The organism is Parcubacteria group bacterium (genome assembly GCA_041660065.1).
Classification (GTDB): Bacteria; Patescibacteriota; Minisyncoccia; order Moranbacterales.
Genome location: JBAZXC010000002.1, coordinates 259,377 through 281,888 on the forward strand (window position 1 = coordinate 259,377; position 22,512 = coordinate 281,888).

Genomic DNA, 22,512 nt, shown 5'->3' on the forward strand with positions numbered 1-22,512 from the left:
TAGAGAAAAAATAAGGCGTTTTCCTCACTATGCTACGAAAGCTGTTTATATTTAATTAATACGTGAAGTATTATGAACGAGATGCAGATAAATAATACACTAAAAACTTTGGTAAAGTTGATTGTCAAGAATAAACAAAATATTATTGATAGCAACCAACAAGACACCTCTGCTTGTTCAAATATTGATGAATCAATGCTTGATAGATTAAGAATTGATGAAAATAAAATTTCAGGGATGATCGAATCTATTAATCAGACAGCAAAACTGGCAAATCCAAAAGGGAGAACTCTGTATACCTACCAACATGAAAACGGTTTAAAGATAGAGAATAAAACAGTTCCGTTTGGTAAAATTCTGATCATTTATGAGTCAAGGCCTGATGTCACAATTGAAGCCACTGCTACCGCTTTTAAAGCCGGAAATAAAGTTTTATTGAAAGGAGGCAAAGAATCCAGGAATACTAATATTTTTTTGGTAAAACTCTGGCAAGAAGCCCTATTTCTAAATGGATTGGATAAAAATCATATAATCTACCTAGACATCAACAGAAAAAAAATGCAAGATGTGATTAGGGACAACAGCTATCAAATTGATTTGATTATCCCAAGAGGAGGGGAGGGGCTTATTAACTTTGTTACCCAAAATACCAATATTCCTGTAATAATAAGTGGCAGGGGAAATAATTTTTTGTATGTAGACAAAGAATCCGATTTTGATATGGCTATCAAAATTATACTAAATGGGAAACAACGAGTGAGTGTATGCAATGCCTTGGATAAAGTTCTCATTAATCAAGATGTGCCTGATATAAAATCAAAAATATTGAGCTTGGTCAACAGCCTAAAAACTAACAATATTGAAATATTAGGATCTAAAAATATATGTGAATTGAATAATCAAATACAAGAAATTGAGGATGAATCAATGTTCGGTGAAGAATTTTTGTCTTTCAAAATATTGCTAATCTTAGTAAATAATATCGATGAAGCCATGGGCATGACAAACAAATACTCTGGTGGGCATTCAGCAAGTATAATCACTACAAACAATAAAACTGCAGAAAAATTTCAAAATGAAGTCGATTGTGCGGCTGTTTATCACAATGCTTCAACGAGATTTACCGATGGTGGTCAATTCGGATTTGGTGCTGAAATAGCAATAAGCACACAAAAATTACATTTTAGAGGTCCCATTGGAATAAATCAATTGGTCACGAACAAATGGTTTATTTATGGTAAGGGACAAATACGAAATTAATCTTTTATCTAACAGATGTTAACTTATGAAAAAGAAATTAATCCTGAAAATTGGGACATCAACCCTTACAGCTGGCACAAATAGAATTTCATACGCAAAAATTGAAGATGTCGCAAGGCAAATAATTGCGCTAAAAAATGATTATGATTTTGTTTTGGTTTCTTCCGGAGCCATTGCAACCGCAAAACAATTTGTTGAAATTAACGGATACAATAAACAAGTAGACTCAAAACAGGCAATGTCCGCGATAGGACAGCCCAAATTAATGAAAATCTATGATGAAATTTTCAGTAGCTTTGGACTAAATATTGCACAATGCCTTATGACTTATAGAGATTTTGAAGATAAAACAGCCAAAATAAACACCAAAAATACGATCAATAAACTTTTAGAGCACAACTATATCCCTATCATAAATGAAAATGATACAGTGGCGATTGAAGAAATTGTTTTGGGAGATAATGATAAATTATCAGCTCTTGTCGCAACAATTACGGATGCTGATTTATTGATCATCGCATCAGATATTGATGGATTATATGACCAAAATCCGCACCTTAACAAAGAAGCAAAGTTCATCAAAGAGGTAAGGGATTTAAAACATGTTGCCTCTTTTGCTAAAGAAAAAAAATCTGATCTCGGGACAGGAGGAATGACATCTAAAATTCAAGCTGCAGAAATTTGTAAAGAAAATAAAATCGAGATGTGGATTGTTAATGGAGGGAAAAACAATTTTTTGATTGATGCTCTTCATGATAAAATACCTTTTACAAAATTTAGGTTTTAAAATATGAAACACGGTTTTATAGGATTTGGAAACTTAGCAAAAGCAGTTCATCAAGGTTTAAAAAGCAATAAGGAACATTCTTTTGCCTATACATCCAAAAGTAATTCATTCGCGGAAATTCAATCATTTGAAAATCTATCGCAATTAACTTCTTTTGCGGATGTAATTTGGTTATGTGTCAAGCCTCAAAATCTTACAGAGGTATTGACGCAACTTAAAAACATTGACCTTAAAAATAAGATTATTATATCTCCTGTCGCAGGAAAGAGCATTGGTGTTATTGAAAATTATTTGGGTAAAAATGTAACCATAGTAAGAATTATGCCAAATCTTGCTATTGCATACAAAAAATCAGTAATAGCATATTGTGCAAATGCGAAACATCACAGGCTTTTAAAATCACTAAAAAAAGATTTATTGACATTGGGTAAAGTAGTGGAATTACAGGAAGGACATTATGATTTATTTACTGCAATTTTTGGAAGTGGTCCAGCATTTTTATTAGCAATACTACAAACACTTAAAAATAAAATAAGCGAATTGGGAATATCAGATCAAGAAGCCAATGATCTACTAATAGAATTGATAATTGGCACTACGACTTATTTTCAAAAAAATTGTACTAAAAAAAGTATTGATGACTTAATAAAAAACGTTACAAGCAAAGGAGGTACGACAGAGGCTGGATTGAACTATATCAAGAAAAATAATCTAAATAAGTTGTTTGAAAATGTTATCATTGAGGCCCAAAAAAAATCTAAAGAGATGAATACGTAAGGAATTTTTGACCTAGCAGGAGCAGGTTTGTAACCTGCTCCTCTTTTTTTAAAAAAAGAAAAGCTCTCCTGTAGATGCCAATGGAGAATTTAGATAAAAAAATACCCATAAAATATGTATACGTGCTTTAAAATTTGCAGAAAACATGCTACATTTGCACTGTGTGTTAATAGGTGTTTTGCAACACCAAAAGTTCGCGTAACATACAAATTTTGGCTTTTATACGATTGAAGTTCACTTAATAACCAGTTATGAAAAATAATTTTGGCCACAATTTTTTATTTTTTTAATTCAATACATTTATGTTAAAGATAGCTCTGTTCGGTTGTGGAGGTTTTGCTAAAAATCACATTAAGGAGCTGTCAAAGCGAGACGATGTAATTGTGCAATATTTTATAGACCCATCAGCTGAAAATAGAAATTCCTTGGGAAATATTTATAATACTGAAAAAGACATCGTTCCATCAGGATTTGATAGTTTGGATGAATTTCTTTCTTCCAACCCAGAATTTGACGCGGCTATTATCGTTTCTCCGCCAAAAACACATTTTGAAATAGCCTCAGCTATAATAAAAATGGGGAAATCAGTTTATGTTGAGAAGCCATTTACAGTCGATACAGAAGAAGCAAAAAAGCTTTGTCGGCAGGCAAAAGAAAAAAATGTTGAAATTGAGATTGGCGCTAATAGATGCGTGTTTCCAGCTTACAGAGCAGCGGCCAAAGCATTACGAGAAGGAAGAATTGGAGATTATAAGGCAGTATCTATGTATTATAGACATAACTGGGAAGGAAACACACAAAATAATTGGAGGCAAAACTCTTCTGAGCCAGCTGCCGGACTTCTCGCCGACCATAGCCCCCATTACAGTCATTTTCTATTTACTGACTTAGGATTTAGGCCTAACGAAATTAGACACATGGGAACTAGATTTAATGAGCATGGAGTCGATGTTGACATTTGTTATGGAATGATGGATGAAGCTGGAAGAGCTGCTTATGTTGTTATGGATGGATCACCTTCCGATGATCACAGAGAAGAAGTGATTAAAATTTATGGAAGTGAAGGAATTATTAAAATAAGATTTGAAGGCAAATCCAGTAGCGCCTATATCGAAAAGGATGGCAAGGAGGAAAAAATTGAGATTGATAGCGCTCTTGAAGAAATAAAATCATTGGGAATAAAGGATTTTAAAAGCCATCCTGCCTTGATACATAATTTCGTTGCCTTATTAAATGGCGAGGTGCAAAAAAATGCAAATCCAGGCAGAGAAGGAATTATGCCAATTTATTTAACAGAATTAGTTGAGAAATCAAGAGGAAAAACGAAAGAAGATTCATTATCAAAAGAAGAATTACAAGAACTTTCCGAACAAGTTAATGATAATGGCGAATTGGATATCGAAAAAATGAAAGAGTTTTTTAATAGAGGCAAAGAGATGAAAGTCGATAGCAGTATTATTGGAAATGAGTCGCAAGAAAATACAACACGAAATGAAATAAATAGAAGATTTTTAAGATAAATAGGTTATAAAAAATTGTGGCCAAAATTACATCCGATAACACCAAGTATCTGGCTCCTCTAAAAAACAATTATGAATTTTGAAATCAAAAATACGGCAGAAGTTCCAAAGGATGTTGAGACTGAAAAAAAGAAACTGTTCGCTCAGACAACGGTCTACATCAATGCTGGCGGAAGAGGAACGCGGTTAGAATCAATTTTTCCAAAAGGTCCATCAGGTGTGACCAAAGCCCTCATTGATTTTAATGGCAAGCCAATGGTCAAAAATCACACAGACCTTTTGTCTGAATTGGGTTTTAAAAATATTATTGTCGGCGCCGGTGATCATTTGGATATCAAAGAATACTATGCCGGACAAGAAAATGAAAGACTACGGGTTGCAAACACAGAAACGCAAGAAGACACTGGCGGTGATTTGATCAAGGCTATACGCGAAACGGAAAATAATGGAAAAAATGTCCTCGTCGAAAATGTTGATACCGTGTTGTATGTAAAAAATTTAGTGGATCTGTTGGCGCAACACGAAAAATCAGATGCCACTGCGACAATTGTATTAACCACAAAAAAAGGTGTCCCAAATGAAGAAGCTTTTTTTGTTGATAAAAATGGCAGGGTGATTTTTAGCAGAGAAGCAAGACAAGAGCATGCTTTGGTGGAACCAGAACAATGGACGGGCTTTAAGGCAAGCAGTACCGGCACCGTCATTTTTAAAACAGATTTTTTGCGATCATACGATTGGCAACCGGGACAAGAGCCGTTATCAGCGTACAGAGATCTGATCCCTGAATTGATCAAGCGAGGAGAATTGTTTGCTTATAATAATGAAAATAATCTTTTTACAGACACCGGCACACCAGAAAAATATCATCAAATCAAAAGACATGAAAAAAAATTATTCGGGGCATTGGAAAAAAAGTACCTAGATCAAGATAAAAAATAAAGTTATGGCAAACAAAATCAAAAAATGGGAAGAGCTTTCACGTGAAATTGTTTTTCAAAAGTATAGTCGAAAAATTGAAAAGGTTGTTTTTCGCATGCCTGATGGGAAAGAAAACGAATTTTATATCAAAAAAGAAGGACCCTCTGTAGGAATATTGGCATTAACCAAAAACAACGAGGCTATTTTAGTAAAACAATTTCGCCCAGGGCCAAATGAGATTTTAAATGAATTGCCTGGCGGTTATGTGGACAAAGACGAAACCCCGGAACAAGCTGCCGAAAGAGAATTGCTTGAAGAAACAGGCTACAGAGGCAAGGCCACATTAGTTACGGAAGCTTTTGATTGTGCATATTCAACCATGCGACGTTATTGCGTTGTCGTGACTGAATGCGAAAAAGTTACTGAACAAAAATTAGATCAGACTGAATTTATGGAAGTGATATTATCTTCATTGGAAGATTTTAAGATTATGTTGCGAACTGGAAAAAATACAGATATTGAAATTGGATTTTTAGGACTCGACTATTTGAAATTATTATAAAAATCACACTTTGTAAAAGACTTCATCAGGAGCAGGTTTGTAACCTGCTCCTTCATTTTTTATAAAAAAAGAAAAACTCTCCTGCACGTGTCAATGGAGAATTTAAATAAAAAAAGCGTCAAGGAATATTGTTTCCTTGACGCTTGATGCAGGACCGACCTTTGAATCACCGTTCAAACTCCTCAATGGCTCTTTTGACAGTGTACTGAGCGCTGAGATTATTGATTATCACAATTTTATCCAAATATGCACTTGCAAATTGAAACATGTGATGTATATCAGGAATGACCGTGTCCATCGTAACTTCTTTCTCGTCAACCCCCAGTTGTCTTGCTGTAGATTTTATCACATAATCCACCACCGTTGTATTACTCATTGACATCCTCCTTTTTGATAAAATACATTTCATTTAACAGAAATTCAGAGATCGTACATGATTTCAACACTATCATCCTGTAAAAAGAACTTCCAGATAGTATACATCGTTTCAGCAAGAGGTCAACAACACATTTCAGCGAATTCTTCTATTTCGGGCGATATTGCAATGCTTCGGCGATGTGTTTGACTGTGATATTTTCCTCTCCTTCCAAGTCCGCGATCGTGCGGGCGAGTTTGATCATGCGGTAGTATGCACGAGCGCTGAGGTCCAGTCTTTCTGCCGCGTCACGCAAAAGTTTTTTAGACGGTGCGTCTAGCACACAGTGCTTTTTAAGCATGCGTTGATCCATTTCTGCATTGATAGCACCTGTTGTCGCAAATCGCTTGTGTTGCATCAATCGTGCACGCTCCACGCGTTTTCTGATATGCGTGCTTTCTTCACTGTAGTCTTCCCCGTCCAACTTATTGACCGCGATACGTGGCACGTCCACATGCATATCGATGCGATCCAGGATCGGCCCGGAGATCTTTTGTGTATAACGGATCACTTGTGACGGCGTGCATGTACATTCTTTTTGTGGATCAGTCGCAAATCCGCACGGGCACGGATTCATCGCCGCCACGAGGATAAAATTTGCCGGAAACGTAACGGATGATTTGGCACGTGCGATCGTCACGATGCCATCTTCCAATGGCTGACGCAAATTTTCCAGTACGGCACGCGGAAATTCAGCAAACTCATCGAGAAAAAGCACCCCGCGATGCGCCAGCGTGATCTCTCCCGGCTTGGGATTTGTGCCACCACCGATGAGCGATACTGCTGACGAACTGTGATGCGGCGAACGAAACTGCCTCAATGTGATCAATTGTTGATTGCCGGAAAGCAATCCTGCTATAGAATAAATCTTTGTAATATCGAGAATTTCTTTTTTTGACAAGCGTGGCAGGATCGTGACAAATGTCTTGGCAAGCAACGTCTTGCCGGAGCCAGGTGGTCCGTGAAAGATCACATTATGTCCACCGGCGGCGGCAATTTCCAATGCGCGTTTTGCATGTTCGTGTCCTTTGATATATTTGAAATCATATGAACCGATCACTGTCTCATCATCACTGACGTCGACATCAACTCTCTGTGCCGGAGCAATGATTTCCCGTCCACTCAAATGCATCACCAACTGACGCAGATCATGCACAGGGATCACATCGATCCCGTCCACAGCTGTTGCTTCTTGTACGTTTTTTTCCGGCACATAAATCTCCGCAAAGCCTTGATCTTTGGCAAAAATCGTGATCGGCAACACACCATTGATCGCACGCACACTACCGTCCAATGCCAATTCACCGATAAACATTTTATTGTCTGTATTGCACACAAGCTGTCCTGTCGCAGACAAAAACCCGATCGCAATCGGCACATCATAGATTGGACTGGATTTTTGCAGATCGGCCGGTGCCAGATTGACCGTAATGCGACCACACTGGTGGGGTGGCTTGAAACCGCTATTTTTTACCGCACTGGATACGCGATCACGAGACTCTTTGACTGCTGTGTCTGGCAGTCCCACGAGAGTAAAGTTATGCAATCCACTGCTAAGCACGTCCACTTCGATCTCCACGATCGCTCCCGCAAGTCCGATCGTTGCTGCAGAAATAATTTTTGATGGCATGAGCAAAATGTAAACAAATTACACAAACATAGTTTTCTATCATATTGCGGAGCCCGGCAAAAGTCAATTTATGACTTTCGCATCGTCTGCCAAAGCAAGAAACCTGCGCCAACAGTTATAAGCGCATCCGCAAAGTTAAAAGAAGAAATATTCAAAAACGGCATATAATCGATCACACAACCATATCGTATGCGATCGATCACATTGCCGATTGCCCCCGCAAAAATAAGGACGAATGCTATTTGTATGATAAATCGTGCCTTCATCATTGTGCGCCAGTACATGCTCAAAGCAACAATGATGACTAGCCACAAAATAATAAAAAAGATTTGGGGGAGTTGCACACTAAAAGCTACTCCTCGATTGCACAAATACGCCACACGTCCGACAACAAACACTTTGATCACTTGATCCACAATGACCAAAAAAAACAAAACACCGATCCCGCAGAAAAAACTGCGAAATCGATGCCATTGCATTTCTCGTATCTTATGCGCGAACATTTGTGCGTGCTGCAGGATAAGCTTTCAATCGATCGAGATTGATCTCTTCTCCTGTTTCTTCATCGGTGCCGTACGTGCCTTTTTCCATTTTTTCCAACGCATCAATCACATCCTTCAATTGTGTTTCCAGAGATTGTTCCACTGCGAGATTATCTACATACTGCTCTACTTCTGTGGCATTTTCTTCATCATGCTCGCCCAAATTCTCAGAAAAAGTCGTCTCGTAGTCTCCTTTCTCATTTTGCTTTTTTCCCAGCCGTGCCAATTCACCATCCAATTGCGCTTTTTCTGCAATCAGCATTTCTTTCAATTCTTGCATCGTTTTATCATCAATTGCCATATTTCTTTAGTTTAAAGTTTAAAGTTTATAAAGTTTCAGCCAACAGCTGATTTGACTTTGACGGAAAAAGTATATCATTCCTTTCCGTTTTTAACCCCATAACACATGTAGTGTATCAAATCAAAGAAAAACTGTCTAGAAATAGATATTTTTTATGTGTGTAACATTATGCACTTTTCCATCTTTGATGATCACAGAGATCGCATCCATACGCCAATTTTTTTGCCACAGATCAAAAGATTTGACATAACATTCTGCCACACGTTGCATTTTGCGTAATTTGCTTTGCGTGATTTGCTCTTCGGGCAAAACGAAATCTTGTACATGATCCACGACACGCGTTTTTACCTCCACAAAAACGATCTCGCCATCTTTTGCCTGCGCCACAATGTCGATCTCGCCCAATCTTTTCCCTTTGAAGTTATACCAATTTTTATGCAAAATTTTGTATCCCTGTTTTTTGAGATATTTTACAGCAAGATCCTCACCCAGTGTACCCACAGATTTTTTTTCCTTTCTCCACAAAAACATCACCATTTACCTTTTAGAAAATCACCATCTCACAGTAATTCTTGCCATTCATCAGGATCTTCTCTGCGACATATATAATATTCTCGTTGCAAATATGCCAGGTCTTCTTTTGCCCCATTCAATATTTTGTCGCTCACATTCTTTTCGTCTTTTTGTGCCAAATCGATCATGATGGCCAATGTAGTAAAATAATTGTCCAATCTCACACACACATCCACATCCCGCTTTCTCCTTCTGGCAATCTCTTCGCTATCAGAGAATTCAACAGCACAATCGCGGACAAACATTTCCGCAAAGAATGACGGCACGCCTATTGCATCGCGACTGATTACACTACAATCACATATCTTATAGGGAAGAACCTGCTTTTTCATATTATTATTTATTACTATTTAATGATCTTATAAGAATCTTTTGCAATGATGATGTGATCCAATAATTCTATGCCCAAAATTTTTCCCGCCTCCACCAGCTGTTTTGTAATAGCAATATCGCTTTCTGACGGCGTTGGATCACCGGACGGATGATTGTGCGCAACAATGACTGCCGCGGCAGAATACTCGATCGCCGGCTTAAAAACCTCCCGCGGATGCACAACATTTGCTGTTAAACTACCGACAGAAATAGTTTCATCATGGATCACTTTGAAATGGCTATTGAGATAAATGCCCCGAAAGTGTTCTTTGGGCAAACGTCCGATCTCCTTCAGATATTCAAATGCTTCTTTCGCTGTGCGAATTTGCGCCAATCCATTTTCATTTTTTTGAAAAAAGCGCCTGCCCAATTCAAACGTAGCAACGATCTGACACGCTTTTGCCAATGGAATGTCTAGACCACCGTTGATCTTTTTTGGATTTTTGTTGTTGGCAAGTGTCTTTTCTCCATATTCTTTTAAGATTCTTTCCGACATTACAAAAACCTCTTCCTTTTTTGTCCCTGTCCCCAAAACAACAGCCAACAACTCCACACATGAAAGCGCCTCGACGCCATCGCTTAATAATTTTTCACGTGGCTTATCCTCCGGCAACATGTCTCTGATCTTGAGAACATATTTTTTTTCCTGAGAATCTTCCATGATCATATCCTGATCTTTTAGTGTGTATTTTTTCATCAAAAAATTTTATTTTAAAATAGGCGCATTCATTTTAACAATCAAACTATCCCCAGTCAATTATTCGTTCATATTGCGTTAATGTTTCTCGCCACATTATTTTTCAAACAAAAAAATACGTGAATTATTTCATTATCAATGGTCATCAGCGACGTGATGTACATCCTCCGCGTTGACCCACAAACCAGAAAACATGGCGGCCATTGTTTCGTGTATTTCACGCGAATGAATAAGCACTGCTGAAATATTTTTCATAGATGATATGAACGCAACTTTATCATCAAATATGATAATCACCGATTGAAATTTGCCATGCATGATCTTTGGGAGGTAGCGCGGATTCCTGTCGTGAACGTCCTCAAGTGTCAATGCCTGTGCATCTGGCGTATGTTCCCAAAGTGATCGTGCTTTGATGCGGTTTTCTTTTCGCGTTTTAATATAATAACGGGCATAATTACTATCAAATTCACTGAAAAAATTTTTCTTTGGTGCAATAATGCTCCATTCTCGACTGCGACAATACAGCGCTTCTTCTACAACCAGCTTAATACCTTCACTGCCTTCAAAATGGGATACTGTGAAATCCTCTTCCTTTTGTTTGCTACGATCCATCAAAAGCGGAATGATCGTGTCAACTTCTTTTTTCTTTTCTTGTAACAATTTGATCTCTCGATCAAGAAATTTTTTGATATTCTCAGGAGATGTCATAGTGAACAACAATTTTGCACCTGTACCGCTCTCACGTTTTGACACCAATCCTTTTTGAGTCAAGGTATCGAGCGCATGATAGATCGTCGTTCGATTGATCCGTGTTGTTTTTTCCAACTCTTTCACACTGATTGTTTCATAAGAGAGTCCAACAAGATAAATATCAATTTCTGTATCAGTAAGACCCATTTCATGAAGAATATTTTTAATTTGAGACATATTATTAAAAATTTCACTTATGCATCAATTATAGCCATATTTACATTAGTGTCAACATATCATTGTATGTCATTATCCTTTATTACTCTAGTATTTTTATATTGTCATTTTTTTGTTATAAACACTTATTGACGATTTATCCCCATCTTCTATGATGATATTGTCATTTGGTACATTAACAATTTGTATAAAAACCAACGTGTCATCAATCAAAAAAGGAGATTCTGCTATGAAAATACTCATTACTGCCGGCAATACTCTCGTACCTATTGATCGCGTGCGTGCAATAACCAACATCTTCAAAGGAAGAACGGGTGCTGCAATTGCAAATTTCTGTTCTCGTTCGGGAGCAAATGTCACACTGGTCACATCAAATCCGGACATTGTTCCTGTTGTCCCTACTGTGACGATCATTCCATACAAAACATACGCCGATCTCGCTGAGATCATGCAACAACAGATCATGCATGGGTCATACGATGCTATCATCCACTCGGCTGCGGTAAGTGATTATTCTGTAAGTGGCATATGCATAAAAGACGCAAATGGACAGCTGGTAAAAATCGATGCTACACAAAAAGTATCATCAAAACATGCTGAGCTCTATATGGAACTTTCACCCACGGAAAAACTCATTGATAAAATCAGATCTGACTGGGAATTTTCCAGGATGCTCATTAAATTCAAACTGGAAGTGGGACGATCCTATGATGAATTAATTGCTATCGCTTTGGCAAGTGTTCGATCGTCCAATGCTGATCTCATTGTTGCAAATTGTTTGGAATGGTGTGATCGATCAGCAATGATCATTTATGCGGATGGCGCATATATAGAAGTCGATCGCCATAAGCTACCGGAAGAATTGTGGAGGAGGATAAAGAGATGAAAAAAATTCTACTAGGTGTGACGGGTAGCGTTGCCGCAAAATTAACGCCAAAACTCGTGAATCTTCTTGAAACATCGCGTTATGAGGTGAGAGTTGTTGCTACTGAATGGTCCCTTTACTTTTGGGATCCAAAAACTGTAACTGTCCCTGTTTTTCGTGAAGCAGATGAATGGTCGGGTTTCAGTTATATAAAAGACCAACCCATTTTACACATTGATTTGTGCAATTGGGCTGATGTATTTTTGATTGCACCACTAACTGCTAACACGCTCGCTAAAATGGCGTGTGGCATATGTGACAATCTCATCACATCCGTGATAAGAGCATGGCCACTGGAAAAATCATTGGCGGTAGCGCCGTCCATGAACACACACATGTGGTTAAAACCCTTAACAAATCGCCACGTCGCAAATCTGGTGAATGACTACCATGCAGAAATCATCTATCCGATTGAGAAACAGTTGGCGTGTGGTGAATATGGCATAGGTGCTATGGCCGAATTATCAACGATTATGGCAACATTGGAGCAAATAATCGTCAAAACTCATGGAGGCTTATCATGAAAATAACTATTTTTGGCGGACCAATCCATCAGAGTATTGATCCTGTAATGATGCTTGTTCCTACAGGAAAAGGTCATCTGGCACAGGAAATTGCAAGAGAGATGAGACAACACGTTGATGAGGTAGAATTGATTGGCAATTTTGATGGTAAGTTCACGCATGATTTTCATGCGATCGAACAAGCAATTGAAAGTCTTGACTCACACATAGTGATCTTCATGCCGCATCTGCCAAACTTTTTTGCGCACCAACATCTTGATCATAGTACAAGCCCTGGTCAGAAAATCCGGGTGAATGATGACGGTGTGGCAACGCTTGATCTTCATAGAGCGCCAAAGCTTCTGCCTCTGGTAAAGAAGCTTCATCCGGAAGTGCTTCTCGTACCGTTCAAGATCGCGGATCCTGATATGTCGATGGTTGATATTCTTCGCTGGATGCTCAACGCACACGCCGCATTGGCTGTGTATTCTCGACTTGGTAATTCGCAACACTTTTGGATCCTTGATGTCTTGGGCAATGAGATTGCTTGCACGAGAGCCAATTTGCCACAAGTATTAGCAACAGAAATCCTGCATTTCACACGCGCAATTCGACGGCGATCAAAGCACGTGAGTGATAGCATTCCCTCTGTACCCCATGTGAAAGATTTCCTAGATTTTTCTCATGCCATGCAACCGGCATTCTCGCAGATCATCCAAAAAAATGTAGGTAGTGGACGCTGGCCGGGTAACTTTTCTTTTCGATGCACATACGGATTTCTGTCTGCACGTTTCGATCAAGGCTTTGTCATCACAAAGAGAAATGTGGCAAAATCCGGACTGACACAAAAAGATTTCGTCTATGTCGATGGGACACTTCATAATGAAGCACTTCATTATGCAGGATCGGCAGACGCAAAACCAAGCGTTGACGCACCTGTGCATCGTGTAATTTATGCGGAGTTGCCATGGGTACAGGCCATTGTACATGGACACCTCTTCTGTGAGGGATCGTACGTATATCCTGAGAAATTAACACGATGGCCATGCGGAGCAGAAAACGAAGCATATGAGGTAATCGCAAAAGCGCCCAAGGAAATGCATGATCTTTGGGTGGCAAATATTGATGGTCACGGATTCATTGCTCTCATTGGATCTGATCAAATCACGACCGGTCTCAAAAAATTACGCCTGTCGCAATATGCGATAAACCACTAATCAAATATCCCGTTACTTTTAAAAAAGTAACGGGGCTTTTTATCCCGATAACGACTTATGCACATCATATACATACCCTCATCAACAAAACAAAAAACGCTTTTTACAGCGTTTGTTGTTAAACATTTTCCGGCGAATTTTCTTTGTTTCTCATCGAGAAATGTTTAGAAAGATTCACCGGGCACCAAGTGGCCCGAATAGTAAATAAAACTTGGGCATGGTGCCCGGTATAGTTCGCATGCACGAACATGTAACCTAATGAAGTGGTCTCGCACCGGGTGAAGTATGCGATATACTTACGGAGTCTACATGTATTTTCTGTACATGCAATGTGCAACAACATTCCCTATATTCTGTTGTTGATACTTCCACCATCCTACGGATAACCCCTATTTTGTTTAAAAGAACAGATCCATTTAATTTTTTTATTTGTTTTCATGGACATTACCTCCAAATTTTTGAAGATAACTATTTTTATTTTTGTTTAAAATTATGCGAAGCGTGGGAAATTTGAACTGCTCCGCGTGCATCGATTATTTAATCAATGCAGTAGGACAGGGGAAGGATTTCCAACCACAAATAGGGGGAAATTGTGATTGGAAATTCTTCCTCCGTCAATATGCGATTTTTAAAGAAAGCGTTTTCTGTGGATATCTCTTGCCTCACACTTACAAAGTAATTATAGCACATTTTTTACCCTCGGTCAAAGCTTGGTGCCCAATTTCCTTGTAAATAAAATGCTTTTTGACATTGCAAAAACTTTTTATACAGCAATAGTTTACACATACTCTTTTAAAAAAGAAAATCTTTTTATTTTTAATGTAATTTATACACACGTTATACACATAATCACATGTTATCCACAATGAATTTCCTGATCAACCTCTCTTCTGCTGTTGCAAAAAACGCACACAAGCAAAATGGCCTCTTTACCATGTCAAGAGTTCATCATTTATCGTAAATTTTTAATATGTAAATTCTCCTGATTTTGAAGGTGCTATCGTATCATTTTTAATATCATCCAACATTGCACGCAATGTATCTTTTGATGTACCAACGATGAGCCTCTGACCATTGATCGTATAGTCAACAGAGTATGATTCGCTTTGATCAAGATTTGTATATCTGATTGGATGCGTATTGTATGTACTATCATTGAAAATAGCACTCTGTGGCACAACGATCAGGTTATCAAAAAATAATGCCAGACTTTTTGGCAGCTCAGATTCTTTTGTCTTAAGACTTTCCTGTAAAAGATTAACGTTCTTCGTATCAATTGCAAGTCCAAAACGCACACCATAGGAAGGATCCTTGTATGCGTAGATCTCAAAGTTTTCTTCAAGGGATGATATGATCTCTTGTGGTAAATTGATGCCAGAGGAGATCGCAAACACATGAAATGATACTGGGTTATTATGCGCATCCGTCACAATAAATTTTACAGGTTCTTGAATATCCGAATTTTGCATATTACCTTTGATCGTTTTAAGCCCGCTTGCAATGTCATTTTTTGCTGTTGCACTTTCCACATCAAAAGAAAAATAATTTGGCAGGTCTAAAGCATAGGCGTGAGATTCTTCCGGAGATACAACTTTATCGTCCACAACAGTTTCCTCCACGGGGAGATCGATCTCAACCGGCGCACGACGATTCATCAATAAATATCCACCAAACAACATCGCGCCAATCAAAAACAAAACAACAAAAACGATCATGACACTATGCAGGGAATTTTTTTTCTGAGGCGGTGTGGATGGTTTTTTCAATGGCAAAGGAACCCCTTCTTGCACCATATCACTTGGCACCTGGTTAATTCTTTCCTGTTGTTCCTTTTTTGGTGTGTTTGCAAAAGGATCTGTTGATGATTGTTCTTGTGCATCCAAAAATGGATTTGCTGCGAGATTTTGTTGCAATTGCTCATTTTTTCCAAAAGTTCCTTTACTTTCCATTTTTCCCTCATTTTTTTCTTGTGATGTTTTTGGCATAGTGGTAGCATCTTTTTTCATCGTATGCACTTCAAAAACATAAGCGGGATCTATTGTTGTATTATCGGATTTTTTTGTTTTATTTTCCATATATCATCTTTTTTAAACAAAAGACATTACATAAAATGTAATGTCTTCATTATACACCATATTGCACAACTCAGGAAATACTCACGGTCAATTGCTTGATGGTTTATCTTTGATCAGGTTTCGGGATCAAGACTTTCATCGAAAGATTTACACGACCTTGTGCATCGATCTCTTTCACTTTTACCGCTACCTTATCGCCAATTTTTACCACATCTTCTACTTTGTTTACTCGCTGATGTGCGAGCTCGCTGATGTGTACCAAGCCATCTTTACCAGGCAACACTTCTACAAAAGCGCCAAAATCCATAATGCGCACAACGGTTCCTTCAAATATCTCTCCAGCCACAATCTCTCTCGTGAGATCATGAATGATCGAACGTGCCATTTCTCCGCCTTTTGCATCTACCGCTGTGATAAATACACTTCCATCATCCTCGATATCGATATCAACACCTGTTCTTGCAATGATGTCATTGATCACTTTACCACCTGGTCCGATGACATCGCGAATTTTGTCCGGGTTGATCTGCATAGTGATAATACGTGGAGCAAATGGGGAAAGGTCAGCATTTGGCACTGGAATTGTTGCCAACATTTTACCCAAAATATGCATCCGTCCTTCACGTGCTTGCATAAGCGTTGCACGAAACATCTCCGTGTTGATACCTGCCATCTTCACATCCATCTGTACAGCAGTAATTCCCTTTTCCGTTCCTGCAACCTTGAGATCCATATCGCCGTAATGATCTTCTGCACCTTGAATATCCGAAAGCACCTTGTATTCTCCTGTTGTAAAATCCGTCATCATGCCCATCGCAATACCACTTACTGGCCGCACAATCGGTACGCCGGTATTCATTAATGACAATGTTGATCCACATGTTGCCGCCATTGATGACGAACCGTTTGACTCTAAAATTTCTGAGACAAGCAAAATTGTATATGGAAAAACTTCTTTTGTCGGAATAACCGGCATCAGTGCTTTTTCTGCAAGCGCCCCATGTCCAATCTCCCGTCGTCCCGGTCCGCGCATAAAGCGTACTTCCCCCACAGAAAATGGTGGGAAATTGTAGTGATGGATATAGCGTTTTTTCTCATCAACTTCCATAGTATCAATGATTTGCTGATCACCAGGCGCACCAAGTGTTGTTACAGTCAATGCCTGTGTCTCACCGCGCGTAAAAAGTCCGGAACCATGCGTGCGTGGCAGAAGCCCCACCTCACACGTGATCGGTCGAATTTCCGCTGTTGCGCGACCATCCGGTCGGCGATCATTCTTGATGATGTTGCGATGCACAATTTCATCACACACCTCATCAAACACAAGAGAAAACACATCATTAAAACCTATGAGGTCTTCTTCGGCAAGACTTTGCAATAACTCTTCTTTTGTCGATTCCTTCACTTTTGCCGTTTGTTCTGCAATTTCTGCCTTTGTGCCATAAAGCGCAGCCTCAATATTATGCTTGACCAACACCTCTTTGATACGATTCTCACATACTTGAGTACCCATGAGATATGTTGCTTCTCTCTTTTGCTTACCAGCTTCTGCCGCAATACCTTGGATGAATTGTGCAATCTGTGTAACAACAACATGTCCCGCCTCAAAAGCCCGCACAACATCCTCTTCTGGTATTTCATATGCTCCCGCTTCGATCATATTGATCTTTTCTTCTGTGCCGGAGAGTGTAAGATTCATTGTGCTTGCCACTTCTTGCTCCGTTGTCGGATTGATTACTATTTGTCCATCCACCATACCAACTTCCACAGCAGCCACAGGACCATTCCATGGAATATCCGAGATTGATAGTGCCGCTGATGCCGCAATGATCGAAATAATATCCGGATCATTTTGTCCATCAATTGACTGCACAGTGATCACCACCTGCACTTCATTGCGCATGCGCATGTCAAAAAGCGGTCGAATTGTACGATCGACTGCACGTCCAGCCAAGACTGCCTCATCACTTGGACGTCCTTCACGCTTGATAAAACGTGAGCCCTTGATCTTCCCCGCTGCATAATAACGCTCTTCATAATCCACCATGAGGGGGAAATACCCCATCACATTGCTCTTGTCCTTACTCATCACGGCAGTCGCCAATACCTGCGTATCACCATACCGCACTGTCACAGCACCACTTGCTTGTTTTGCCAACTTCCCTGTTTCAATGGTAAGTGTGCGCCCAGCCACATCCAGCGACCACATTTTCTGTTCACCCATATATATGAACGGAAGAAACTACTTGCATGAACTATAAATATACATACACACACTGCATATACATTCAATGCAATACATATAAGTATCTTCATAGACCTCAAATAATCCTCCCGTATTTTACAATTTAACTGCATCCAGTGTGTCACATTTTCCCCCAAAAGTCAAAGAAATATTTGACCTATTGCATAGTTAGTCCTTTTGTAGTATAGTGAACGATGTAATTGATTTATTTTCTCGTGTATGGTGGTGATCTGATTACGACCATATCGCAGAAGCAAAACACTATGGCTCTGACAAAACGTCAAAAAGCGAACGCCACAAAAGATGTAAAAAGGCATGATACGGATACAGGCTCTCCAGAATATCAAGTTGCCCTTTTTACCACACAGATTTCCAAATTAACAGCACATCTCAAGAAGAACAAGCAAGATTTTCACTCACGCAGAGGACTTCTAAAGATGGTAGCAAAACGCAAAAAACTCCTTGATTATCTCGCACGGACGGATGAAAAAACCTATAAAAAAGTCGTAAAAAAACTTGAACTGAGAGAGCGTAAATAATACGCTCTTTCCTTTTTATAATCTGTGCTAAAATAGCAATATATTATTTATACTACTTTTATGAAACACAAAGATCAGCGCATAGGGCTTCTTATTGACATACAAAATCTCTACTACAGCGCTCGCGTACTTTATGGACGCAAGGTAAACTTCAAAAACCTTCTCTCTTCTGCTGTGGAGGGTCGCAAACTCATTCGTGCAATCGGTTATGGCATCTCCACAGAAGAGGCTCAGGAGGAAAAATTCTTTGACGCATTGGAAAATCTCGGATTTGAGGTCAAAACGAAAGATCTACAAATTTTTGCCGGCGGGCAAAAAAAGGGAGACTGGGACGTCGGCATCGCGATTGATGCGATCAAATTATCCAAAAGTGTTGACGTTATCATTCTTGCTTCCGGCGATGGCGACTATGTCCCTCTTGTGGAATACATCCAAAATACTACCGGTTGCCGCGTAGAAGGCGTTGCCTTTGGCGAATCCACAAGCACACGACTGATTGAAACGCTTAATGATTTTCTCAATCTTTCTTCCGACAAAAAACGTTTTTTGATCTAAAAAATACCGCTCTCTTGCATTTTTACGTTTTTTGTTCTATACTGGTCAAACAATGGTAATTATTAAACAAGTGAATACTTGCCCACATATTTGTGGATAAGCGGAGAAAATGTCTTAATTTTCCCCGATACGCTTTCTTAATAATTTCCCTTTGTGGAAATTTTTTGCATCTCTCGTAAATTATTAACAATCCACTATGAGATGCGTGGATTATGGATCAACACCAATGTATGTGTTTGACCCACAAATGAACCTTTATGGCAAAGACTGATGAACTGTTAGACAAGATCGTAGAAGAAGTCAAGGCAAGTAGCAAAGCAAAAGCAGAAGCTGCTGCCCAAGTAAAAATTGAGAAATCAAACCCCCAACCAGAGCCAATTGTGGATGATATGGCTACTCTTTTGGACACCGACACAATAAAAGTGCCTCACGTGGGCGATGTAGTCGAGGCAACTGTTATTGATATTTCTGCAAGCGTGGTGTTATTGGACATTGGCCCGATTGGTACAGGCATGGTAATTGGTCGCGAAGCAAAGAGCGGTCTTTCTGCTGATGAAAAATTGCGCCCAGGAAGCACGGTACAAGCAACAGTTGTTGACTTGGACAATGATGAGGGCTATATCGAATTATCGATCCGTGAAGCTTCTTACGAACGTGCATGGGATGATCTTCGAGAAAAAATGGAAAACAAAGAAACGATCATGGTCAAGATGCTCGATGCAAACAAAGGTGGTCTCATGGTAGAGGTCAATGGTGTCGTGGGATTCCTTCCTGTATCACAATTGTCAAGCAAAAACTATCCACGCGTAGAAGATGGCGATAAAAATAAAATTCTTGATTTGCTCAAACGATTGGTAAGCCAAGAACTGCCTGTGCGCATCATCGATATCAATCAAGAAGAGGAAAAATTGATCGTTTCAGAAAAAGCCGCCCTCAGCGATCGTGAGCGCAAAGCAATCTCCGGATTACACGTAGGTGACACGATCACTGGTGAAGTGAGTGGTGTTGTCGATTTTGGTGCATTTGTCAAATTTGTTCCGGCTGGCGCTGATCTTGCAGACGAAGATGCTCGACTAGAAGGATTGATCCATATCAGCGAGCTTGCATGGCAATTGATCGACAATCCGCGTGAAGTGATCAAGGTGGGTGATCGAACAGAAGCAAAGATCATCGGCATTGATGATACACGCATTTCACTTTCAATCAAAGCACTCAAAGAAGACCCCTGGACTAAAATCACTGAAAAATACACTGTGGGACAGATCTACAAAGGAAAGGTTGACAAGATCAATCATTTCGGTGCATTTGTTTATCTCGATAACGATATTCACGGTCTTGCACATGTAAGCGAGTTTCAAGAAATGTACCCGGGCAAAAAACTCGATGAGAAGATTGCCCTAAAAGAGGAATTCATGTGGAAAATCCTATCAATTGAACCGAAAGAGCATCGCATGGGACTTGTACTCATCGATGAAAAAAAGATGAAGGAGCTGGAGTCAAAAGCTGATGCGCCAAAAGAAGAGGTTGCACCAAAAAAATAGTCTCAATGCGCCCGGAAATGTTTCCGGGCGCTTTTGTTTCATAGATAATACATTTAATTATACGAATATATGATTATCACGATCACAGGAGATCCCGGCTCCGGCAAAAGCACGATTGGCAAAAAATTAGAACGGGATCTCGGTTACAAAAGATATTATATGGGCCAAATTCGTCGCGACGCGGCAAAAAAGAAAGGGATGACATTGGAAGAATATAATGCATATGGCGAAGAGCATCCCGAGACAGACCACGACGTGGACGCCTACCAGAAAAAGCTTGGCGATACAGAAGATAATTTTATCATCGAGGGTCGCACAAGTTGGTTTTTGATCCCACAATCCGTCAAAATTTATATCAAAGTAGATCCATTGGAGGGGGCTCGACGCATTTTTTCCGATCTATCGATCAATCACGGTCGCAACGAAGGATCTAACCTCAAAAGCGTAGAGGATGTTTTGGCAAGTAATAATAAAAGAACACGAAGCGATGACGCCCGTTACAAAAAATACTATAACAAGGACTGCTTTGATCTCAAAAATTATGATTTTGTCCTCGATACAACACACTTGACGCCGGATGAAGCCTATGAAAAAATCCGTCAATATATTATCTCCCGCACATAAATTTTTCTTTATGAAGAATCTCGTCAAACACGTGCAAAACATGAATGCGCTGCATCATATGTGGGTAGATTTTGACACGATCATTTTGGGTGTATCTGGCGGTCCAGACAGTATGTGTTTATTGGATGTCATGATAAAAATTGCAAAAAAAGAACAATTGACACTAATCGTTGCACATATAAACTATGGCCTACGTGACAATGACTCACAACGAGATCAGCAATTGGTAGAATCTGTTGCGCATGAACACGGACTGCCATGTGAAACTCTGATCGTTGATCATATGACGCAAAGCAATGAGGAATTATGGCGAAATATCAGATACAACTATTTTGAAAAATTACGTATTAAATATAGCGCGCAATGCATTATGGTAGCGCATAATAAAAATGATCAGGCAGAGACATTTCTTCTCCATCTATTGCGCGGTAGTGGCTTGGGAGGGTTGGTGGGCATGAGATTTGTCTCACCAAACTATGTGATACGACCACTTCTCTCTGTATCGCGCGACATAATCATTACATATTGCAAAAAAAACAATGTGATGTACAACATAGATCATACAAACAGTAATCCCACATTTGCACGAAATCGCATTCGTACACGACTGATTCCCTATTTGCAAAAGAACTATAATCCCCAAATCGTTTCCGTGTTGGCACGTACAGCAGAAATGATCGCTGAAGATATAAAAGCATTGGATACACTCGTTACTGTTTTTTGGAAGACAAACCAAGAAAAAAACACGATTAGATTTGAAACCAAAGACTTCACCCATATTAACACAGCCTTACAAAGACATTGTTTGATGTTAATGATCAGATCATTATGTGGTACTACAAAAAATATCGAAAAAGGTTTGATCGATGAATTGCGTAAATTGATTTTGAGCACAAAAAACAAAAATCAGACCTTTTCTGGAAAAGACTTGAAAATGCATCGAAAAGGTGATACAGTGATATTTACTTGTTGTAAGTCGTGATTTTATATTCGAGACAAACACAGGA

At 39.3% G+C, this 22,512-nt stretch carries 24 protein-coding genes; 14 read left to right on the forward strand and 10 right to left on the reverse strand.

The features are described from left to right. Positions 1–72 precede the first annotated feature (72 nt). The 6 genes from WC819_03795 (at position 73) to WC819_03820 (ending at position 5,824) form a co-directional block, all read left to right on the forward strand. Positions 73–1,260 (forward strand): glutamate-5-semialdehyde dehydrogenase, encoded by a 1,188-nt coding sequence (locus WC819_03795; protein ID MFA5986441.1) that lies wholly within the window; start codon positions 73–75, stop codon positions 1,258–1,260. Positions 1,261–1,285: 25 nt separating this feature from the next. Continuing rightward, on the forward strand, positions 1,286–2,047 hold the full coding sequence (gene proB, locus WC819_03800; protein ID MFA5986442.1) for a glutamate 5-kinase: 762 nt from the start codon (positions 1,286–1,288) through the stop codon (positions 2,045–2,047). A 3-nt stretch (positions 2,048–2,050) separates the two neighbouring features. Further along, positions 2,051–2,824, forward strand: coding sequence for a pyrroline-5-carboxylate reductase dimerization domain-containing protein (locus WC819_03805; protein ID MFA5986443.1), 774 nt, complete (start codon positions 2,051–2,053; stop codon positions 2,822–2,824). Between the two features lie 302 nt (positions 2,825–3,126). Next, on the forward strand, positions 3,127–4,344 hold the full coding sequence (locus WC819_03810; protein ID MFA5986444.1) for a Gfo/Idh/MocA family oxidoreductase: 1,218 nt from the start codon (positions 3,127–3,129) through the stop codon (positions 4,342–4,344). Positions 4,345–4,416: 72 nt separating this feature from the next. Further along, positions 4,417–5,283, forward strand: a complete 867-nt coding sequence (locus WC819_03815; protein MFA5986445.1) for an NTP transferase domain-containing protein — start codon at positions 4,417–4,419, stop codon at positions 5,281–5,283. A gap of 4 nt (positions 5,284–5,287) precedes the next feature. Then, positions 5,288–5,824, forward strand: coding sequence for an NUDIX hydrolase (locus tag WC819_03820; GenBank protein ID MFA5986446.1), 537 nt, complete (start codon positions 5,288–5,290; stop codon positions 5,822–5,824). 166 nt (positions 5,825–5,990) lie between these two features. On the opposite strand, the gene WC819_03825 is transcribed toward WC819_03820, so the two are convergent. The 8 genes from WC819_03825 to WC819_03860 form a co-directional block, all read right to left on the reverse strand. Next, positions 5,991–6,200, reverse strand: coding sequence for a hypothetical protein (locus WC819_03825; GenBank protein ID MFA5986447.1), 210 nt, complete (start codon positions 6,198–6,200; stop codon positions 5,991–5,993). A 148-nt stretch (positions 6,201–6,348) separates the two neighbouring features. Next, positions 6,349–7,869, reverse strand: coding sequence for a YifB family Mg chelatase-like AAA ATPase (locus WC819_03830; GenBank protein MFA5986448.1), 1,521 nt, complete (start codon positions 7,867–7,869; stop codon positions 6,349–6,351). 68 nt (positions 7,870–7,937) lie between these two features. After that, the gene (lspA, locus tag WC819_03835) at positions 7,938–8,348 is read right to left on the reverse strand and encodes a signal peptidase II (protein ID MFA5986449.1); all 411 of its coding nucleotides are present in this window, start codon (positions 8,346–8,348) and stop codon (positions 7,938–7,940) included. Positions 8,349–8,358: 10 nt separating this feature from the next. Next, on the reverse strand, positions 8,359–8,712 hold the full coding sequence (locus tag WC819_03840) for a hypothetical protein (GenBank protein MFA5986450.1): 354 nt from the start codon (positions 8,710–8,712) through the stop codon (positions 8,359–8,361). A 135-nt stretch (positions 8,713–8,847) separates the two neighbouring features. After that, positions 8,848–9,213: a YraN family protein gene (locus WC819_03845; protein MFA5986451.1), complete on the reverse strand. Its 366-nt coding sequence runs from the start codon at positions 9,211–9,213 to the stop codon at positions 8,848–8,850. A gap of 59 nt (positions 9,214–9,272) precedes the next feature. Beyond that, on the reverse strand, positions 9,273–9,617 hold the full coding sequence (locus tag WC819_03850; protein ID MFA5986452.1) for a hypothetical protein: 345 nt from the start codon (positions 9,615–9,617) through the stop codon (positions 9,273–9,275). A 14-nt stretch (positions 9,618–9,631) separates the two neighbouring features. Beyond that, positions 9,632–10,354 carry a DNA repair protein RadC gene (radC, locus tag WC819_03855; protein MFA5986453.1) on the reverse strand — a complete coding sequence of 241 codons (723 nt, stop codon included), beginning with the start codon at positions 10,352–10,354 and terminating at the stop codon, positions 9,632–9,634. 135 nt (positions 10,355–10,489) lie between these two features. Then, entirely contained in the window at positions 10,490–11,281 is a 792-nt protein-coding gene (locus WC819_03860; GenBank protein ID MFA5986454.1) for a helix-turn-helix domain-containing protein, read from the reverse strand. Positions 11,282–11,510: 229 nt separating this feature from the next. Here WC819_03860 and WC819_03865 point away from each other — a divergent pair, with 229 nt between their 5' ends. Genes WC819_03865 through WC819_03875 form a run of 3 tightly spaced genes read left to right on the forward strand, consistent with a single transcriptional unit; the run spans position 11,511 to position 13,926 of the window. After that, on the forward strand, positions 11,511–12,167 hold the full coding sequence (locus WC819_03865) for a phosphopantothenoylcysteine decarboxylase (protein MFA5986455.1): 657 nt from the start codon (positions 11,511–11,513) through the stop codon (positions 12,165–12,167). After that, positions 12,164–12,730, forward strand: a complete 567-nt coding sequence (locus WC819_03870) for a flavoprotein (GenBank protein MFA5986456.1) — start codon at positions 12,164–12,166, stop codon at positions 12,728–12,730. The genes WC819_03865 and WC819_03870 overlap by 4 nt, the downstream gene beginning before the upstream one ends. Then, on the forward strand, positions 12,727–13,926 hold the full coding sequence (locus WC819_03875; GenBank protein ID MFA5986457.1) for a class II aldolase/adducin family protein: 1,200 nt from the start codon (positions 12,727–12,729) through the stop codon (positions 13,924–13,926). The genes WC819_03870 and WC819_03875 overlap by 4 nt, the downstream gene beginning before the upstream one ends. A 965-nt stretch (positions 13,927–14,891) precedes the next feature. On the opposite strand, the gene WC819_03880 is transcribed toward WC819_03875, so the two are convergent. Then, on the reverse strand, positions 14,892–16,001 hold the full coding sequence (locus tag WC819_03880; protein MFA5986458.1) for a hypothetical protein: 1,110 nt from the start codon (positions 15,999–16,001) through the stop codon (positions 14,892–14,894). 103 nt (positions 16,002–16,104) lie between these two features. After that, a complete protein-coding gene (gene pnp / locus WC819_03885) occupies positions 16,105–18,225 on the reverse strand; it encodes a polyribonucleotide nucleotidyltransferase (protein MFA5986459.1) in 2,121 nt (706 codons plus the stop codon). Between the two features lie 284 nt (positions 18,226–18,509). Here pnp and rpsO point away from each other — a divergent pair, with 284 nt between their 5' ends. From rpsO to tilS, 5 genes are all read left to right on the forward strand, one after another. Beyond that, positions 18,510–18,785: a 30S ribosomal protein S15 gene (rpsO, locus tag WC819_03890; protein ID MFA5986460.1), complete on the forward strand. Its 276-nt coding sequence runs from the start codon at positions 18,510–18,512 to the stop codon at positions 18,783–18,785. A 60-nt stretch (positions 18,786–18,845) separates the two neighbouring features. Further along, positions 18,846–19,340: an NYN domain-containing protein gene (locus tag WC819_03895; protein ID MFA5986461.1), complete on the forward strand. Its 495-nt coding sequence runs from the start codon at positions 18,846–18,848 to the stop codon at positions 19,338–19,340. Between the two features lie 257 nt (positions 19,341–19,597). Then, complete coding sequence (locus WC819_03900; protein ID MFA5986462.1) at positions 19,598–20,881, forward strand: S1 RNA-binding domain-containing protein; 1,284 nt, start codon at positions 19,598–19,600, stop codon at positions 20,879–20,881. 69 nt (positions 20,882–20,950) lie between these two features. Then, complete coding sequence (locus WC819_03905) at positions 20,951–21,505, forward strand: cytidylate kinase family protein (GenBank protein MFA5986463.1); 555 nt, start codon at positions 20,951–20,953, stop codon at positions 21,503–21,505. 10 nt (positions 21,506–21,515) lie between these two features. Then, on the forward strand, positions 21,516–22,487 hold the full coding sequence (gene tilS / locus WC819_03910) for a tRNA lysidine(34) synthetase TilS (GenBank protein MFA5986464.1): 972 nt from the start codon (positions 21,516–21,518) through the stop codon (positions 22,485–22,487). The last annotated feature ends 25 nt before the right edge of the window (positions 22,488–22,512 follow it).

What these genes read in the sequence shown, in the direction of transcription:
- WC819_03850 (MFA5986452.1), bottom strand. Translation starts at nt 9,617, where the DNA reads ATGAAAAAGCAGGTTCTTCCCTATAAGATATGTGATTGTAGTGTAATC.
- radC (MFA5986453.1), bottom strand. Translation starts at nt 10,354, where the DNA reads ATGAAAAAATACACACTAAAAGATCAGGATATGATCATGGAAGATTCT.
- WC819_03840 (MFA5986450.1), bottom strand. Translation starts at nt 8,712, where the DNA reads ATGGCAATTGATGATAAAACGATGCAAGAATTGAAAGAAATGCTGATT.
- WC819_03825 (MFA5986447.1), bottom strand. Translation starts at nt 6,200, where the DNA reads ATGAGTAATACAACGGTGGTGGATTATGTGATAAAATCTACAGCAAGA.
- WC819_03905 (MFA5986463.1), top strand. Translation starts at nt 20,951, where the DNA reads ATGATTATCACGATCACAGGAGATCCCGGCTCCGGCAAAAGCACGATT.
- WC819_03810 (MFA5986444.1), top strand. Translation starts at nt 3,127, where the DNA reads ATGTTAAAGATAGCTCTGTTCGGTTGTGGAGGTTTTGCTAAAAATCAC.
- WC819_03795 (MFA5986441.1), top strand. Translation starts at nt 73, where the DNA reads ATGAACGAGATGCAGATAAATAATACACTAAAAACTTTGGTAAAGTTG.
- pnp (MFA5986459.1), bottom strand. Translation starts at nt 18,225, where the DNA reads ATGGGTGAACAGAAAATGTGGTCGCTGGATGTGGCTGGGCGCACACTT.
- WC819_03860 (MFA5986454.1), bottom strand. Translation starts at nt 11,281, where the DNA reads ATGTCTCAAATTAAAAATATTCTTCATGAAATGGGTCTTACTGATACA.
- WC819_03830 (MFA5986448.1), bottom strand. Translation starts at nt 7,869, where the DNA reads ATGCCATCAAAAATTATTTCTGCAGCAACGATCGGACTTGCGGGAGCG.
- rpsO (MFA5986460.1), top strand. Translation starts at nt 18,510, where the DNA reads ATGGCTCTGACAAAACGTCAAAAAGCGAACGCCACAAAAGATGTAAAA.
- WC819_03880 (MFA5986458.1), bottom strand. Translation starts at nt 16,001, where the DNA reads ATGGAAAATAAAACAAAAAAATCCGATAATACAACAATAGATCCCGCT.
- WC819_03805 (MFA5986443.1), top strand. Translation starts at nt 2,051, where the DNA reads ATGAAACACGGTTTTATAGGATTTGGAAACTTAGCAAAAGCAGTTCAT.
- proB (MFA5986442.1), top strand. Translation starts at nt 1,286, where the DNA reads ATGAAAAAGAAATTAATCCTGAAAATTGGGACATCAACCCTTACAGCT.
- WC819_03870 (MFA5986456.1), top strand. Translation starts at nt 12,164, where the DNA reads ATGAAAAAAATTCTACTAGGTGTGACGGGTAGCGTTGCCGCAAAATTA.
- WC819_03865 (MFA5986455.1), top strand. Translation starts at nt 11,511, where the DNA reads ATGAAAATACTCATTACTGCCGGCAATACTCTCGTACCTATTGATCGC.
- WC819_03900 (MFA5986462.1), top strand. Translation starts at nt 19,598, where the DNA reads ATGGCAAAGACTGATGAACTGTTAGACAAGATCGTAGAAGAAGTCAAG.
- tilS (MFA5986464.1), top strand. Translation starts at nt 21,516, where the DNA reads ATGAAGAATCTCGTCAAACACGTGCAAAACATGAATGCGCTGCATCAT.
- WC819_03815 (MFA5986445.1), top strand. Translation starts at nt 4,417, where the DNA reads ATGAATTTTGAAATCAAAAATACGGCAGAAGTTCCAAAGGATGTTGAG.
- WC819_03875 (MFA5986457.1), top strand. Translation starts at nt 12,727, where the DNA reads ATGAAAATAACTATTTTTGGCGGACCAATCCATCAGAGTATTGATCCT.
- WC819_03895 (MFA5986461.1), top strand. Translation starts at nt 18,846, where the DNA reads ATGAAACACAAAGATCAGCGCATAGGGCTTCTTATTGACATACAAAAT.
- WC819_03820 (MFA5986446.1), top strand. Translation starts at nt 5,288, where the DNA reads ATGGCAAACAAAATCAAAAAATGGGAAGAGCTTTCACGTGAAATTGTT.
- lspA (MFA5986449.1), bottom strand. Translation starts at nt 8,348, where the DNA reads ATGCAATGGCATCGATTTCGCAGTTTTTTCTGCGGGATCGGTGTTTTG.